Here is a 14,926-nt window from a genome sequence, read left to right on the forward strand (position 1 = left end):
GGAATGGCCCCTTCCTTGAACGTCAGCGCCGGATGCCGATGAATGCGGCGTTGGCGAGGATCTGCTCGGCCAGCAGATAGGCGGCGAATCCGGTCAGCCCGCCGAGGGTGACGACCAGCGTCCCGGCCAGGCCGGGGACGGAGAGCGGGACGGCCGCCGCGGTCCCGGCGATCGCGGCCAGGACCAGGTTGCGCCCGACCAGCAGCCAGCCGAGCGGCTGGGGCGCGCCGCCGCAGCCGCATTCGATCCGGTCGCGGCCGCGCCGGAGGTTCACCGCCATGCCGCCGGCATAGGCCAGCAGCAGGCCGGCGGCGAGTATGGCGCCGACGGCCTGGCCCCCGGGGACGATCAGCGCCAGGACGGCGGCGATTTCGGCGGCCGCGACCAGCGCCGCGAGCGGCCGCGCCATCGATGCCGGCACCAGGCGGTAGTCGGCGACGAAGCCGGTGAAGGCGGTGAAGTCGAAGACCTTGTGGATCGCGGCCCGGGCGAACAGCAGGGCGATGAAGGCGATCGCCGTCGCCGCGGCGAGGAGCGTCGCGTCCATCACTCGACCACCGCGAGCGCCATCGGGAAGCCGGTGATGCCGGCCTCTCCGGCCGCCTTCAGGGCATAGCCGGCAGCCGGGTCGGTGGTGAAGCGCAGCAGCGACCCGGTCTCCGTGGTGCCGAACAGCACCGGCGTGTCACCGCTGCTGACGGCGATCGAGACGACATGCTCGACCGGCGAGCGCGACAGCAGCTTCTTGGCCCGCAGGTCATAGGCCCAGATCTCATGGGCCGGCGCCTTGTGGCTGCCGTCCTTGGCGTCCGGATGCATGGTGACGAACAGGATGCCCTTGGCGGCGTTGACCGCGGCGATGCCGTAGCCGCCCGGCGCCCAGCCGCCCGTGACCCCGGTGGTCAGGTCGAAGGTCTCGGCGGTCTTCATCGGGCCGCCGTCATCCTTCAGCAGCAGCGCCTTGCCGCCATAGGTCACGAAGACGCGGCCGCCATCATAGGCGGCGGGGGAGATGAAGACCGGGTCGGCATCGGCGTCGAACAGGGCCGCGCTCTGCACCTTCTCCGCCGCCTTGCCGTCCGGCCCGAGGGCGATGTCGTGGAAGGTGCCGTCGCCGCAGGCGGTGGCGAAGCGGTCGCCCTGGGCCGAGGGGTAGATGCCGTAGCAGCCCGGCGTCGGGATCTCCTCGCTGACGCTGCCGGCGGTCAGGTCGACGACCGTGACCGAGGTGGCCGGTGTCGCGTTCTGCACCAGCAGGAACCGGCCGGTCGCCGTGCGCTGCAGCAGCGGCGCGTAGCCCAGCGCCATGGCGGCCTTGGGCGGCAGCGCGATCTCCTTGGTCAGGGAGAGCCCGACGACGTCGTAGATCTCGACGACCTGCTCGTTCGGGCCGTGGGTGATCCGCTTCAGGTAGCTGGACTGGCCGTAGGCCGTCTTGCCATCCGGCGCGACCAGCATCTGGCCCATGGATCCGGCGGTCAGCAGCCCCTTGAAGGCGAGGTCGGCCTGGCCGAAGACGGCGATGCTGCCGGCGCCCTTCCATTCCTGCTGATAGACGAAGACGTTCGGCCCCGGATCGATCGCCGCCTTGACGGTCACGACCTCCGGGGTGAACTCCGCCGCGAAGGCGGCGGGGGCGAGGGCCAGGACGACGGCCCCCAGGACGAGTCGGCTCGGAGTTGCCACGTCGTGATCTCCCCCTCTGTCGCTTGCGGGGCCCGTTCGAACGGGCCGCGGCGCCTTCGAATGTTCCCGGGGGAACAGTAGCGGCGGAATTTTCGGTACCGCTATCCAGTTTCCCGGGCTTGATTGCCCAAGAATTGGGCTGTCACCCCGATTGACCGGATTCCGGGCTCGTGGTCGGATCATGCCGATTGGCTGGACGAGCGGCCCGATGCCCGATGTCGTCTACACCCGTCGCGACTACACCGACGCCTGCGCCCAGGAAGGCGCGCTGCTGGGCTGGCACCAGCGCTATGCCCAGCTGAATCCCGGCCCCTATCGCGGCGCGGTCGAGATGCTGCGGCTGGACGGCGTCTGCTTGTGGCGGGAACGGGTCAGCGTCGCGGTGGAGGAGGCGACGGCGGCCCCGGACGGCCAGCTGGTGTTCGTGCGCGCGCTGGCGGACCGGGCCACCTATCGGATGAACGCGGTGCCGGTCGGCAGCGGGGAGGTGCTGGTGATGCGGGGCGGCGAGGAGCTCCATGCCAGCCTCGCGCCGGACAGCGACATCCTGATCGTCTCGGTCGAGGCGGAGAAGGTGTTCGGGGCGCCGGCCCTGCGGGCCCCGGCGCTGGCGGCGCCGACCTTCCCGGACATGGAGGCGGCGGCGGAGTGGTTCGTCGGGCTGATGGCGCTGTTCTCGGGCGCGATGGCCCTGCCGGGAGACGACCTGGCGCGGCTGCTGCCGGAGCTGATCGCCGACAAGCTCGGTTTCCTCTATGCGCAGATTCTGCACCGGACGCAGGAGACGCGGCCGCTGCGCTCCGGCGACCACAGGCTGTACCGCCGTGCGCGGGAGGTGGTCGAGGACCAGCAGGACGAGCCGATCGGCGTGACCCAGCTCGCCCGCCGGCTCGGCGTCCCGAGCGAGATCCTGCGCTCCGCCTTCAAGGAGACGGTGGGCGTCGGCCCGGGCCTGTGGCTGCGGCTGAAGCGGCTGGACGGCGCCCGGCGCGACCTGCTGGCGGCGGAGGGCGCGGACCGCACAGTCTCCGATATCGCCATGAAATGGGGTTTCTGGCATCTCGGCCGGTTCTCGGCCTATTACGCCGCGCTCTACGGCGAATCCCCGTCCAGGACGGTGCGCGGCCGCGGGTGAGCGGGCCGTCGCTTAGGTGAGCTTGCGGGTGTCCTCGATCACCTTGCCGTCATTCGGCAGGCTGCCCGGCGGCACCGCCGCCACCGCGGCGCGCAGCTTGGTGACGTCGAGCATGGTCTCGGCTGCGGCTTCGGCCACCGCGGCGTCGGCGCTCTCCACCTGCAGCACGACGTCGTCGATGCCTTGCTGGCTCTTCACCACCAGCCGGCCGCGCTCCAGCCCGTGGCGCTTCAGCACCTCGGCGATCTGGCCGGGATGGACGAACAGGCCACGCACCTTGGTGCTCTGGTCGGCCCGGCCGAGCCAGCCGCGCAGCCGCGGCGCGGTGCGGCCGCAGGGGCTGCGCCCGGGCAGGATGGCGGACAGGTCGCCGGTGGCGAAGCGGATCCAGGGCGTGCAGCGGTCGAAGCTGGTGACCACCACCTCGCCGACCTCGCCCTCCGCCACCGGATCGCCGGTGCCGGGGCGGACGATCTCGACCAGGATGCCCTCGGCCAGCACCAGCCCCTCATGCGCCGCGGTCTCATAGGCGATCAGGCCGAGATCGGCGGTGCCGTAGCTCTGGAACAGGTCGATGCCGCGGGCCGAGTAGAACTCGCGCAGCGGCGGCAGCAGCGGTCCGCCGGAGACATGGGCGAGTTTGACCGAACCGGTGTCGTGGCCGAGCTGGTCCGCCTTCTCCAGGATCAGCTTGAGGAAATCGGGCGTGCCGACATAGCCGCGCGGCTTCAAATCGGCCATGGCCCGGGCCTGCAGCTCGGTGTTGCCGGTGCCGGCCGGAATCACGGCGCAGCCCAGCGCCTCGGCGCCGGTCTCGAACATCACGCCGGCCGGGGTGAAGTGGTAGGAGAAGCAGTTCTGCAGGATGTCGCCCTCGCGGAAGCCGCTGGCGAACAGGGCCCGGGCGAAGCGCCAGCTGTCGATGCCATGCGCCTCGCCCTCGTAGATCGGGCCGGGGGAGCCGAAGATCCGGCGGAACCGGCCCGGCCGGATCGTGGTCAGCCCGCCGAAGGGCAGGTCGACGCCCTGGATGGTCGGCAGCTCGGACTTCCGGGTCAGCGGCAGCTCGGCCAGCTCGGCCCGGCTGGTCACCGCGGCCGGATCGAAATCGGCCAGGCGCTTGGCATAGCCGGGGGCGGCGGCCTTGGCATGGGCGATCTGGGCCGGCAGCTCGGCCAGCAGCGCCGCCTCGCGCGCCTCGGGCGGGCGGGTTTCGAGATCGTCGTAATGCTCGGCCATGGAGAGGGGCCCTTGTTGCGAGAGATGCGCGAGCGTACCAGGCCGCTCGCGATCAGAGGGTCTTGGCGAGAGTGACGCCGATGGCCAGCAACGCGATCATGGTGCCGCCGAGCCAGACGGTCTGGCGCTGGATCGCGGCTGCAAGATCGGTCCGCACGGCCGAGATTTCGCTCCGGACCATGGCGATTTCGCCTCGGACTCCGGCAAACTCTGCTTTGACGTTGGCTTCAAGCACGTCGATGCGGTGGTCGATTTGCTGCAACTCGGTCTTCAGCACGGCAGTTTCCTGGGCCAAGTCGGCTCTTGTGGCGACGCTCTCGCGAAAAGCACCGTCGAGGGCATCGGCCTGGGCGACAGCATGCTGTTCATCGATGCCGGCGCTGCGGAGGCGCTGGACGTAGAGTAGGCGGTCGAAGAGCGGCGCAGCGGCGGTCATGATGGTCTCCCGAACGCAATATATGGGATTTCCGGGGAGTGCCGCCAGCATGCCGGATGTTGCCGATATGCCGGGACGGCAGCTGACAGCTATAGCCAGCGCTTGCGGCGCTTGAAGCTCTTCAGGTTCTTGAAGCTCTTGCGCTGCTCCCCGCCGCCGCCGAGGTAGAACTCCTTGACGTCCTCATTGGCCGCCAGCGCCTCGGCGGTGCCGTCCAGCACCACCTTGCCGTTCTCCATGATGTAGCCGGTGTCGGCGCAGGACAGCGCCATGCGGGCGTTCTGCTCGACCAGCAGGATCGAAATGCCGAGATCGGCGTTGAGGCGGCGGATGATGCCGAACACCTCCTTCACCATCAGCGGCGACAGGCCCATCGACGGCTCGTCCATCAGGATCAGCTTCGGCCGTGCCATCAGCGCCCGGCCGATCGCCAGCATCTGCTGCTCGCCGCCGGACAGGTAGCCGGCCAGGCCGTTGCGCTCGCGCAGCCGCGGGAAATAGCCGTAGACCCGGTCGATGTCGTCGGCCACGCCGCGGTCGCGCCGGGTGTGGGCGCCGAGCCGGAGGTTCTCCACGCAGCTCATGTCGGCGACGATGCGGCGCCCCTCCATCACCTGGAAGATGCCCCGGCGCACCACGGCGCCGGGGTCGAGGTCATGGATCGGCTGGCCCTCATAGCGGATGGCGCCGCGGGTGACCGCCCCGTCCTCGGTGCGCAGCAGGCCGGAGATCGCCTTCAGCGTCGTCGACTTGCCGGCCCCGTTGGCGCCGAGCAGCGCCACGATCGACCCCTGCGGCACCGCGAGGCTGAGGCCGCGCAGCACCAGGATGACGTCGTTGTAGACGACCTCGATGTTCTCGACCGAGAGCAGCGGCGGGGCGGTCATGCCAGGCTCAGTACCCCAACCATTCCGGGCGGCGGGGCAGGGTGATCTCGGCCACCTTCTCCAGCGACATGGTGCCGTCGGCCATCAGCGCCGTGACCTCCTTGCCCTGGGTCGCGCCCTTCACATGGCCCTGGTAGATCGGCACGGTCATGAGCCCGCGATGGTCGGTCGCGGTCCAGGTCGAGGGCAGGCACACGCCTTCCAGCCCGGCCGGCACCCAGTCCTTCTTCCCGTACATCGCGTCGCGGATGGCGACGCCGGTGATCGTGCCCTTGGCCTTCGCCGCCTTGATCGCCTCGACCATGTAGGAGGTGGCGCAGACCCCGGCGATGTAGCTCAGCGGCCGATAGGTCTCGCCGCTGGAATCGCTGGTCTTCGAGATCTCGCGCACCCTGTCCATGCCGGCGTTCTTGTCGGTCCAGATCGCGCCGGTGCGGACCGCAACCACCACGCCGTCGGCATTCTGGCCCGCCGCCTTCATGATGTTCTCGTCATAGCCCCAGACATTGGCCACGAACTGCACCTTGGTGCCGGCGGTGGCGCAGGCGTTCAAGAGCGACGGGGTCGAGCCGGCGATGTTGGCGATATAGGCGTAGTTGGCGCCCTTCTCCTTCAGGGTCAGGCATTGCGGCGTGAAGTCGCCCGGCGCCATGGTGTACTGGATCGGGTCCAGCACCTCGAAGCCCAGCTCCTGCGCATATTCGTTGCAGGCCACCTTGGGCGAGTTCGGGTACGGGTGGTTGTCGCCCATATGGACCCATTTCGGCTTGCCCTGGCCGCCCTTCTTCTTCCAGTCGTCGGCCGCCCATTGCGCCAGCGCCCGGCAGGCGTCGGAGTAGGACGGGCCGTAGAAGAAATTGAACGGCGTCGCCTTGGTCGCCTTCGGCGCCTTGCCGGTCGGGTCGGTCAGCGCCCCGGAATACGAGCCGGAGTAGTAGGGGATCTGGTCCTTGCCGATGAACTCGATCAGCGCCTCGGTGTCGGCGGTGCCCCAGCCGGCGATGGCGACGACCTGCTCGTTCGCCACCAGCCGCTGGTATTCCGAGACCGCCTGCGGCGCCTTGTAGGCGTAGTCGTAGGTCTCGAAGGCGATGTCGTCGCCATCGACCCCGCCATTCTCGTTGACCCAGTTCAACGTGTCGGCGACGCCGTCGGCATAGGGCACGCCAATCGAGGCGGTCGGGCCGGTCAGGTCGGCGATGTGGCCGACCGGGATGTCGTCCGCCCAAGCCTGGGGGGCGAACGCCGGGGCGGCGGCACAGAGGCCGATCAAGGCGGTGGCGGTGAGCAGGGATCGTCTCGACATCCGGGTGTCCTCCATGGCGGCCGTTCTGTCGCGGCCGGGTTCAGTACGAGAAGGGGTACAGCTTCCACCAGGCCTTGATCTGGCGCCAGCGATGGGCCAGCCCGTCCGGCTCGAAGATCAGGAACAGGATGATGGCGACGCCGACCGCCATCTCCTTCAGGAAGTTGATGCCGACGCGCAGGTCGAGCGTCCTGTACAGCCAGGTGCCGCGGATCAGCCGCACCAGCCAGTCCATCACATCCGGCAGCGACACCATGAAGATGGTGCCCAGGATGGTGCCCATGATCGAGCCCAACCCGCCGATGATGATCATGCCGAGGAACTCGATCGATTTCAGGATCGTGAACTCCTCGACCGAGACCACCTGCAGGTAATGGGCGTAGAGCGCGCCGCCGACCCCGGCGTAGAAGGCGGCGATGCCGAAGGACAGCACCCGGTAGCGGGTCAGGTTGATGCCCATGATCTCGGCGGCCAGGTAGTGGTCGCGCACGGCGACGAAGGCGCGGCCGTCGCGCGAGCGCATCAGATTGGTCGCGGCCAGGTACAGCAGCGCGCCCCAGAACAGCACGATGTAGAAGTAGTTGATGCGGTCGACCTCCCAGCCGAACAGGGTCACCGGGGCGGCATGGGCGCCGGCGACGCCGCCGGTGAACCAGCCGGCGCGGGCGAAGAAATCCTCCAGGATGACCTGGGCGGCGAGGGTGGCGATGGCCAGGTACAGGCCCTTGATCCGCGCCGCCGGGATGCCGAAGACCAGGCCGACCGCGGCGGTCATCACCCCGGCGATCGGGATGCAGAAGAACACCGGGATGCCGGTGGTGCGGTTCAGCCAGGCCGAGGCGAAGGCGCCGAAGCCGAAGAACACGGCATGGCCGATCGAGATCTGGCCGGTGAAGCCGACCAGGATGTTGAGGCCGAGCGCGGCGACGGCGAGGTAGCCGATCTCGATGAAGCTGTCGATCCAGCCCTTGGACAGCCAGCCGAGCTGCACCGCGATCGGCGAGAACGCCAGCAGGACCAGGATGACGATGACGCTGCGCCGGCTGAACGCATCGGCGAAGATGGTGGTGTCGGCGGCGTAGCTGGTGCGGAAGTCGCCGCAGGGGCGGGCATAGGCGTTCGCCATCAGGCCTTTCCTCCGACAGCGCGGCGCGATGCTATGATCCCGACGATGGCAAACCGGGTGGGGGGATCGCCATGCATCGTCGATGGATCCTGGTGCTGGCTGTCGCCATGGCGCTGCCGGGCGTGGCAGGGGCCCAGACGGACCCGGAAAAGGGAATCGCCTGGTTTCGCGAGTCCGACCCGGCGATGAACGGGGCGATCCGGAAGGCCCGCGACACGCTCCCGGTCTTTCGCAAGTACCTGTCGCATCCGTCGACGGATGTCACCTCGATCCAGCTGAAGGTTCGCCTGACCCAAGGGGACGAGAACGAGCATGTCTGGCTGGCCGACGTCGCCATCCAAAACGACGGGTTCGTCGGCACGATCACGAACCGGATCGAGTATGTATCCGGCTACAAGTTGGGCGAGCGGATCAAGGTCCGGCCGGGCTCCGTCTCGGACTGGATGGTGGTGACGACCAAGGGCATCCGAGGCGCCTACTCGCTTCAGGTGATCCTGGCGCGGGAGAAGCCGGCCGATCCGCATGACCTGATCGGCGACTTGGCCGATCTGCCGTTCCTCGATCATTGATCGCTGCGGTCCCGGCATCCTCACACCCTCTCGATGTCGCGGGTGCCGAACAGGCCGTAGGGCTTGATCATCAGGATCACGATCAGGACGTAGAAGGGCGCGATCTTCAGCATGTTGCCCCAGCCCAGGAAGGTCACGTCCAGCCAATGGGCGAAATGCTCCAGCACGCCGATGATCAGCCCGCCCAGCACCGCGCCGACGACGCTGTCGAGCCCGCCCAGGATCACCGCCGGGAACACCTTGATGCCGAAGCCGGACAGGGCGGAGGAGACGCCGTTGACCACGCCGACGACGATGCCCGCGACCGACGAGACCATCGCCGAGATCGCCCAGGCCATGGCGAAGACTTGGCGTACCGAGATGCCCATCGACTGCGCCACCTGCTGGTCGAAGGCGGTGGCGCGCATCGCCAGGCCCATGCGCGAGAATTTGAAGAACCAGGCGAAGCCGCCCATGATGAACAGGCTGATCGCCATCGACAGGATGTAGACGGTCTGCACCTGCAGCCCGAGGATGTTGACCGACTGGGTCTCGAACACCGGCGGGAAGGGCTGGGCCGAGACGCCGAAGATCCAGGCCATCAGCGGCTGGAACACCAGCGACAGCCCGATCGTGACCATGATCACGGAGATCACCGGCTCGCCGATCAAGGGCCGCAGCACCACCACCTGCAGCAGGATGCCGAACACCAGCATGAAGGCGAGGGTGATGGCGAAGCCGACCACGAAGGGCACCTGGTACTTCGTCAGCACCCACCAGCAGATCCAGGCGCCGATCAGCAGGAACTCGCCCTGGGCGAAGTTCACCACCCGGCTGGCCTTGTAGATCAGCACGAAGGACATGGCGACGACGCCGTAGAGCGTGCCGACGATCACGCCGTTGATCAGGAGCTGGAACAGGAAGGCGAGGTTCATGGGCTCACTCCGCCGCGTGGCGCTGCCCGGCGCGGCCGGGGGCGAGGTCGACCACCCTGAGCGTGGTGCGGATCCGCTGCCTGGTGCCGTCCTGGAAGGCGATGGTGGTGTCGACCGGGATCGCCGGGTCGCCGCGATAGATCGCGTCGATGATATCGCCGTATTTCTCGCCGATCACGCCGCGGCGCACCTTGCGGGTGCGGGTCAGCTCGCCGTCATCGGCGTCCAGCTCCTTGTACAGCAGCAGGAAGCGGCGGATGCGCTGCGCCTCCGGCAGGCCGGCATTCACCGTCTCGACCTCGCGGTGGATCAGGCCGTGGACCTCCTCGCGCGCCGACAGGTCGGTGTAGGTGGTGAAGGCGATGCGGCTCTTCTCCGCCCATTTCGAGACGATCGGGAAGCGGATGCAGATGATCGCCGCCAGGTCGGGCCGGCCATGGCCCAGGATCACCGCCTCGCCGACATAAGGCGAGAATTTCAGCTTGTTCTCAATGTATTGCGGGCTGAACCTGCCGCCTTCGCTGGTGACGGCGAGGTCCTTCATCCGGTCGATCACCACCAGGTGGCCCTTGCCGTCGACATAGCCGGCGTCGCCGGTGGCCAGCCAGCCGTCGCGCAGGTCGGCCTTCGACGCCTCCTCGTTGCGGTAGTAGCCGAGGAACATGTTGGGGTGGCGGGTGACGATCTCGCCGACGCCGTTCGGGTCCGGCGCCTCGATCCGCAGCTCGACGCTGTCGTCGAAGCCGATTCCGACCGTGTCGAAATCGACGTCGCCTTCCCGGTGGATGGTGTAGGCGCCCAGGAGCTCGGTCTGGCCGTAGAGCTGGCGCAGCGGCACCCCCATCGCGAGGAAGAAGCGGAAGGTCTCCGGCCCCAGCGCCGCCCCGCCGGTCGCGGCCGAGCGCAGCCGCGAGAAGCCCAGCCGGTCGCGCAAGGCCGCGAAGAGCAGGATCTTCGAAAGCGGTGATTTATTTTTCTGGTCAAGCGCTTTCAAGCCAAACTTCATGCCGAGGTTGAACAGGCGGCGCTTGAGCCAGGAGGCGTCCATCATCCGGCTGCGGACATCGGCGGCCAGCCCTTCCCACACCCGCGGCGCCAGCAGCACGAAGGTCGGCCCGATCTCGCGGAGATCAGCCCAGCTGGTGGTCTGCTCCTCGACGAAGTTCACGATCATCCGGCACTGCAGCGCTTTCCCGAAGACGTAGACCTGCTCCATGATCCAGGGCAGCGGCAGCACCGAGACGTACTCGTCCCGCGGCCCCTGCGGGTCGACCGCCAGGTAGCTGGCGGTGTGCCGGATCACCGACCCGGCCGAGAGCATGGCCAGCTTCGGCTGCGCCGTGGTGCCGGAGGTTGTGCACAGCACCGCGACATCCTCGCCGCGCGTCGCCGCCACCATGCGGTCGTACAGGCCGGGATCGGCGGCCAGCAGCGGGGCGCCGCGGGCGATGAAGTCCTCGACTGGCAGCAGCCGCGGATCCTCGTATTTCCGCATGCCGCGCGGGTCGGAATAGACGATGTGGCGGACGCTCGGGATGCGGTCGCCCAGGCCCAGCAGCTTGTCGACCTGCTCCTCGTCCTCGGCCAGGACGATGGCGACCGAGGCGTGCCCGATCAGGTACGCCACCTCCTCGTCCAGCGCGTCGCGGTACAGGCCGAGGCTCATGGCGCCGGCGGCGTGGGCGGCGATCTGGCCGGCCACCCAGTCCGGCCGGTTGTCGCCGATCAGCCCGACCACGGCGCCCGGCCCGATGCCCAGCGCGCGCAGCGCCAGGGCGAAACCGCGCACCCGGGTGTGGAAGCCGGCCCAGCTGATCTCCTGCCAGATGCCGAAATCCTTCTCGCGCAGCGCCACCTCGCCCGGCCATCGCGCGGCGTTGCGGGCCAGCAGCTTGGGGAAGGTGTCGAACGCGGCGTCGCTCACGCCGCCGCCTCCGCGTCATCGACCTCGCCGAGATAGGCGCGGCGGACATGGGCGTCGGCCAGCACCTCCTCGGGCGTGCCCTCGGCGATCTTGCGGCCGAAATCCAGCACCATGACGCGGTGCGAGATGTCCATCACCACGCCCATGTCGTGCTCGATCATGATCACCGTCATGCCCCATTCGGCATTGAGGTCGACGATGTAGCGGGCCATGTCCTCCTTCTCCTCGAGGTTCATGCCGGCCATCGGCTCGTCCAGCAGGATCAGATCGGGCTTCAGGGCGATGGCGCGGGCCAGCTCCACCCGCTTGCGCAGCCCGTAGGAGAGGGTGCCGGCCAGGGCGCGGCGGATGTGCTGGATCTCGAGGAAGTCGATGATCTCCTCGACCGCGCGGCGGTGCCGCAGCTCCTCTTGCCGGGCGCCGCCCAGCCACCACAGCGCGCCGGTCAGCACGTTGTTCTTCAGCAGGTGGTGGCGCCCGACCATGATGTTGTCGAGCACCGACATATGCGCGAACAGCGCCAGGTTCTGGAAGGTGCGGCCGAGGCCGAGCTCGGCCCGGGCGCTGGGCCGCAGCCGGGTGATGTCGCGGCCCTTGTAGTGGATGCGCCCGGCGGTCGGGCTGTAGCGGCCGGAGATGCAGTTGACCATCGAGGTCTTGCCGGCGCCGTTCGGACCGATGATCGAGAACAGCTCGCCGCGGCGGACGGTGAAGCCGACATCGGTCAGGGCCTTGACCCCGCCGAAGGCGAGGCTGACCGAGTCCGCGGTCAGTAGCGCATCTCCCGGTGCGGGCGGCGCGGCCCCAGCCTGCATACTCTCTCCCCCTGTACGCGTCCGGCACCTCTGGCGGGCGCCTTGTCCTCATCAATGTCGTGGAAGCCGCAGGAAAGGCAATCAGCAAAACGTCTACAGCATGCCGATGGCGGTATCGCCGATGGCGTGGTCGTCCTCCGCCCCGGCGCCGGCGATGCCGAGCGCCCCGACCACGGCGCCGGCGTCGCGCCAGGGGAAGCCGCCCGGCTGCACCAGGATCTCGCCCAGCCCGGCCAGCTGCGCCGCCTCGGCCGGGTCGCGGGCCAGGCGCAGTGCCGGCTCGCGGGTCGGCTCACCGAAATGCAGCGCCGCGGCCGCCCGGCGCCGCGCGATCTCCAGCGTCAGGTGGCCGACGCCGTCCATCCGCGCCGCGGCGACGATGTGGCCGCCGCGGTCGACGACCACCGCCGCGATCTGCTGCTCGCGCCGGCCGGCCTCGGCCAGGGTGGTGGCCAGCGCGGCCTGGGCTTCGGCGAGGGCGGGGGCGAAGTCGGGCATGGCGCTCTCCGGCGGAATCGGCGCGGCCAGCATAGCAGCCTCGGGAGCGTCCCGCCGCAGCGCGAAAGAATCGTACGCACGGCCCTTGATCCCAGGCCCGGTTGCGGCCACGCTCATTCCATGAGCTTCACGCTGAACGCCGAACAAGACGCCATCCGCGATGCCGCGCGCGCCTTCGCCGCGGAGCAGATGGCCCCCCATGCCGCCCGCTGGGACGAGGAGCAGATCTTCCCGGTCGACACGCTGCGCCAGGCCGCGGCCCTGGGCTTCGCCGGCATCTATTGCGGCGAGGCGCATGGCGGCAGCGGCCTGACCCGCCGCGATGCCGCGATCGTGTTCGAGGAGCTGTCGGCGGCCTGCGTCTCCACCGCCGCCTACATCTCGATCCACAACATGGTCGGCTGGATGATCGACAGCTTCGGGTCGGAGGAGCTGAAGGCGCGCTTCCTGCCGTCGCTGATGACGATGGAGCGCTTCGCCAGCTACTGCCTGACCGAGCCCGGCTCCGGCTCCGACGCCGCCTCGCTGCGCACCAAGGCGGTGCGCGACGGCGACCATTATGTGCTGAACGGCACCAAGGCCTTCATCTCCGGCGGCTCGACCTCCGACGTCTATGTCGTGATGGTGCGGACCGGCGAGGCGGGGCCGAAGGGCATCTCGGCGGTGATCGTCGAGAAGGGCACGCCCGGCCTGTCCTTCGGCAAGAAGGAGAAGAAGCTGGGCTGGAACAGCCAGGTCACCACCATGGTGATCTTCGAGGATTGCCGCGTCCCGGTCGCCAACCGGCTGGGCGAGGAAGGGCAGGGCTTCACCTTCGCGATGAAGGGGCTGGACGGCGGCCGGGTCAATATCGGCGCCTGCTCGCTGGGCGGCGCCCGCGCCTGCCTGGAGGCGGCGCGTGGCCACATGCGGCAGCGCAGCCAGTTCGGCCGGAAGATCGCCGAATTCCAGGCCCTGCAGTTCAAGCTGGCCGACATGGCGATCGACCTGGACGCGGCCCGGCTGATGATCCACCGCGCCGCGGATTCGCTCGACCGCCGCGACCCGGACGCGACCCAGCATTGCGCCATGGCCAAGCGCTTCGCCACCGACGCCGGCTTCCGGATCTGCAACGATGCGCTGCAGCTGCATGGCGGCTACGGCTACATCAAGGACTATCCGGTGGAACGCTTCCTGCGCGACGTCCGCGTCAACCAGATCCTGGAAGGCACCAACGAGATCATGCGCCTGATCGTGGCCCGCCGCCTGCTGGCGGAGTAGGGGCCGGATGACACTGCCATGACCGACGAGATCCTGTTCGACCGCGAGGGGCCGATCGCCATCGTGACGCTGAACCGGCCGAAGGCGCTGAACGCGCTGACGCTGGCGATGTGCCGGGCGCTGCTGCCGAAGATCGCGGAGTGGGCGGCGGATCCAGGGCTGCACGCCGTGGTGCTGCGCGGCGCCGGCGACCGCGCCTTCTGCGCCGGCGGCGACATCCGCGCGGTCTATGAGCGGGGGCCGCAGCCGGGCGTGCCGGGCGGCGACCTGGAGCAGGATTTCTTCTGGGTCGAGTACCGGCTGAACCATGCCATCCACCATTTCCCCAAGCCCTGGATCGCGCTGCTGGACGGCGTGACCATGGGCGGCGGGCTCGGCCTGTCGGTGCACGGCTCGCACCGGGTGACGACCGAGAAGACGCTGAGCGCCATGCCGGAATGCGGCATCGGCCTGTTCCCGGACATCGGCGGCGGCTGGTTCCTGTCGCGCTGCCCGGGCGAGACCGGCACCTACCTCGCCCTGACCGGGGCGCGCATCGGCGCCGCCGACATGCTCTTCACCCGGATGGGCACGCATCACGTCGCCTCGGCCCGGGTCGACGACCTGGTCGCGGCCCTGGCCGATGCCGGCTGGATCGGCAATGGCGGGCTGGTGGCGGAGGCGGTGCTGCAGCGCTTCGCCGCCGATCCCGGCGCGCCGGCCCTGGCGCCGCTGCGCCCGGCCATCGACCGCTGCTTCGGCCACGACACGGTGGAGGAGATCCTGGCGGCACTCGACGTCGAGAGCGGCGACTGGGCGCAGGCCGCGGCGGCGCAGATCCGCGCCGCATCGCCGACCAGCCTGAAGGTCACGCTGCGCCAGATCCGCCAGGGCAAGACCATGCCCTATGACGCGGTGGCGGCGATGGAGTACCGCATGGTCCACCGCGTCCTGGCGGCGCCGGATGTCTTCGAGGGCGTGCGGGCGCAGCTGGTCGACAAGACCCGCGACCCGATATGGCGGCCGGCGACGCTGGCCGAGGTGGACGACGCCGCGGTTGCCGCCTATTTCCAGCCGCTGCCCGGCCATGAGCTGAGCTTCGACTGAAGAATGATCGTGACAGGATCTTCCGATCGGGGCTGTTCCTCTATT

At 69.2% G+C, this 14,926-nt stretch carries 15 protein-coding genes; 4 read left to right on the top strand and 11 right to left on the bottom strand.

Going from position 1 to position 14,926, the window contains the following annotated elements:
* Positions 1–22: 22 nt before the first annotated feature.
* On the bottom strand, positions 23–547 hold the full coding sequence (locus ACTOWL_RS07140) for a MauE/DoxX family redox-associated membrane protein (RefSeq protein ID WP_441320511.1): 525 nt from the start codon (positions 545–547) through the stop codon (positions 23–25).
* Positions 547–1,686 (bottom strand): amine dehydrogenase large subunit, encoded by a 1,140-nt coding sequence (locus ACTOWL_RS07145; RefSeq protein ID WP_441320512.1) that lies wholly within the window; start codon positions 1,684–1,686, stop codon positions 547–549. Before ACTOWL_RS07145 ends, ACTOWL_RS07140 begins: the two co-directional genes overlap by 1 nt.
* A 208-nt stretch (positions 1,687–1,894) precedes the next feature.
* On the opposite strand from ACTOWL_RS07145, the gene ACTOWL_RS07150 reads away from it, so the two are divergent.
* Positions 1,895–2,821 (top strand): helix-turn-helix domain-containing protein, encoded by a 927-nt coding sequence (locus ACTOWL_RS07150; RefSeq protein ID WP_441320513.1) that lies wholly within the window; start codon positions 1,895–1,897, stop codon positions 2,819–2,821.
* 12 nt (positions 2,822–2,833) lie between these two features.
* On the opposite strand, the gene ACTOWL_RS07155 is transcribed toward ACTOWL_RS07150, so the two are convergent.
* From ACTOWL_RS07155 to ACTOWL_RS07175, 5 genes are all read right to left on the bottom strand, one after another.
* Positions 2,834–4,060: a phenylacetate--CoA ligase family protein gene (locus ACTOWL_RS07155; protein WP_441320514.1), complete on the bottom strand. Its 1,227-nt coding sequence runs from the start codon at positions 4,058–4,060 to the stop codon at positions 2,834–2,836.
* A gap of 52 nt (positions 4,061–4,112) precedes the next feature.
* Positions 4,113–4,496, bottom strand: a complete 384-nt coding sequence (locus ACTOWL_RS07160; protein ID WP_441320515.1) for a hypothetical protein — start codon at positions 4,494–4,496, stop codon at positions 4,113–4,115.
* A gap of 89 nt (positions 4,497–4,585) precedes the next feature.
* A complete protein-coding gene (locus tag ACTOWL_RS07165) occupies positions 4,586–5,383 on the bottom strand; it encodes an ABC transporter ATP-binding protein (protein WP_441320516.1) in 798 nt (265 codons plus the stop codon).
* Positions 5,384–5,390: 7 nt separating this feature from the next.
* Positions 5,391–6,689: an ABC transporter substrate-binding protein gene (locus ACTOWL_RS07170; RefSeq protein ID WP_441320517.1), complete on the bottom strand. Its 1,299-nt coding sequence runs from the start codon at positions 6,687–6,689 to the stop codon at positions 5,391–5,393.
* Positions 6,690–6,729: 40 nt separating this feature from the next.
* On the bottom strand, positions 6,730–7,815 hold the full coding sequence (locus ACTOWL_RS07175) for a branched-chain amino acid ABC transporter permease (RefSeq protein WP_441320518.1): 1,086 nt from the start codon (positions 7,813–7,815) through the stop codon (positions 6,730–6,732).
* A gap of 92 nt (positions 7,816–7,907) precedes the next feature.
* Here ACTOWL_RS07175 and ACTOWL_RS07180 point away from each other — a divergent pair, with 92 nt between their 5' ends.
* A complete protein-coding gene (locus tag ACTOWL_RS07180; protein WP_441320519.1) occupies positions 7,908–8,384 on the top strand; it encodes a DUF2314 domain-containing protein in 477 nt (158 codons plus the stop codon).
* Positions 8,385–8,404: 20 nt separating this feature from the next.
* Here ACTOWL_RS07180 and ACTOWL_RS07185 read toward each other — a convergent pair whose 3' ends face one another.
* The 4 genes from ACTOWL_RS07185 to ACTOWL_RS07200 all read right to left on the bottom strand — a co-directional run bounded on the left by ACTOWL_RS07185 (position 8,405) and on the right by ACTOWL_RS07200 (position 12,535).
* Positions 8,405–9,298 carry a branched-chain amino acid ABC transporter permease gene (locus tag ACTOWL_RS07185; protein ID WP_441320520.1) on the bottom strand — a complete coding sequence of 298 codons (894 nt, stop codon included), beginning with the start codon at positions 9,296–9,298 and terminating at the stop codon, positions 8,405–8,407.
* Between the two features lie 4 nt (positions 9,299–9,302).
* Positions 9,303–11,222 carry a long-chain fatty acid--CoA ligase gene (locus tag ACTOWL_RS07190; RefSeq protein ID WP_441320521.1) on the bottom strand — a complete coding sequence of 640 codons (1,920 nt, stop codon included), beginning with the start codon at positions 11,220–11,222 and terminating at the stop codon, positions 9,303–9,305.
* Complete coding sequence (locus tag ACTOWL_RS07195; protein WP_441320522.1) at positions 11,219–12,037, bottom strand: ABC transporter ATP-binding protein; 819 nt, start codon at positions 12,035–12,037, stop codon at positions 11,219–11,221. The genes ACTOWL_RS07190 and ACTOWL_RS07195 overlap by 4 nt, the downstream gene beginning before the upstream one ends.
* Positions 12,038–12,130: 93 nt before the next feature.
* Complete coding sequence (locus ACTOWL_RS07200; protein WP_441320523.1) at positions 12,131–12,535, bottom strand: heme-binding protein; 405 nt, start codon at positions 12,533–12,535, stop codon at positions 12,131–12,133.
* Between the two features lie 120 nt (positions 12,536–12,655).
* Here ACTOWL_RS07200 and ACTOWL_RS07205 point away from each other — a divergent pair, with 120 nt between their 5' ends.
* Together ACTOWL_RS07205 and ACTOWL_RS07210 are read left to right on the top strand one after the other, a co-directional pair.
* The gene (locus ACTOWL_RS07205) at positions 12,656–13,795 is read left to right on the top strand and encodes an acyl-CoA dehydrogenase family protein (protein WP_441320524.1); all 1,140 of its coding nucleotides are present in this window, start codon (positions 12,656–12,658) and stop codon (positions 13,793–13,795) included.
* Between the two features lie 18 nt (positions 13,796–13,813).
* Positions 13,814–14,881 carry an enoyl-CoA hydratase/isomerase family protein gene (locus ACTOWL_RS07210; protein ID WP_441320525.1) on the top strand — a complete coding sequence of 356 codons (1,068 nt, stop codon included), beginning with the start codon at positions 13,814–13,816 and terminating at the stop codon, positions 14,879–14,881.
* Positions 14,882–14,926 lie beyond the last annotated feature (45 nt).

The organism is Inquilinus sp. CA228 (genome assembly GCF_052078665.1).
Lineage (GTDB): Bacteria > Pseudomonadota > Alphaproteobacteria > DSM-16000 > Inquilinaceae > Inquilinus.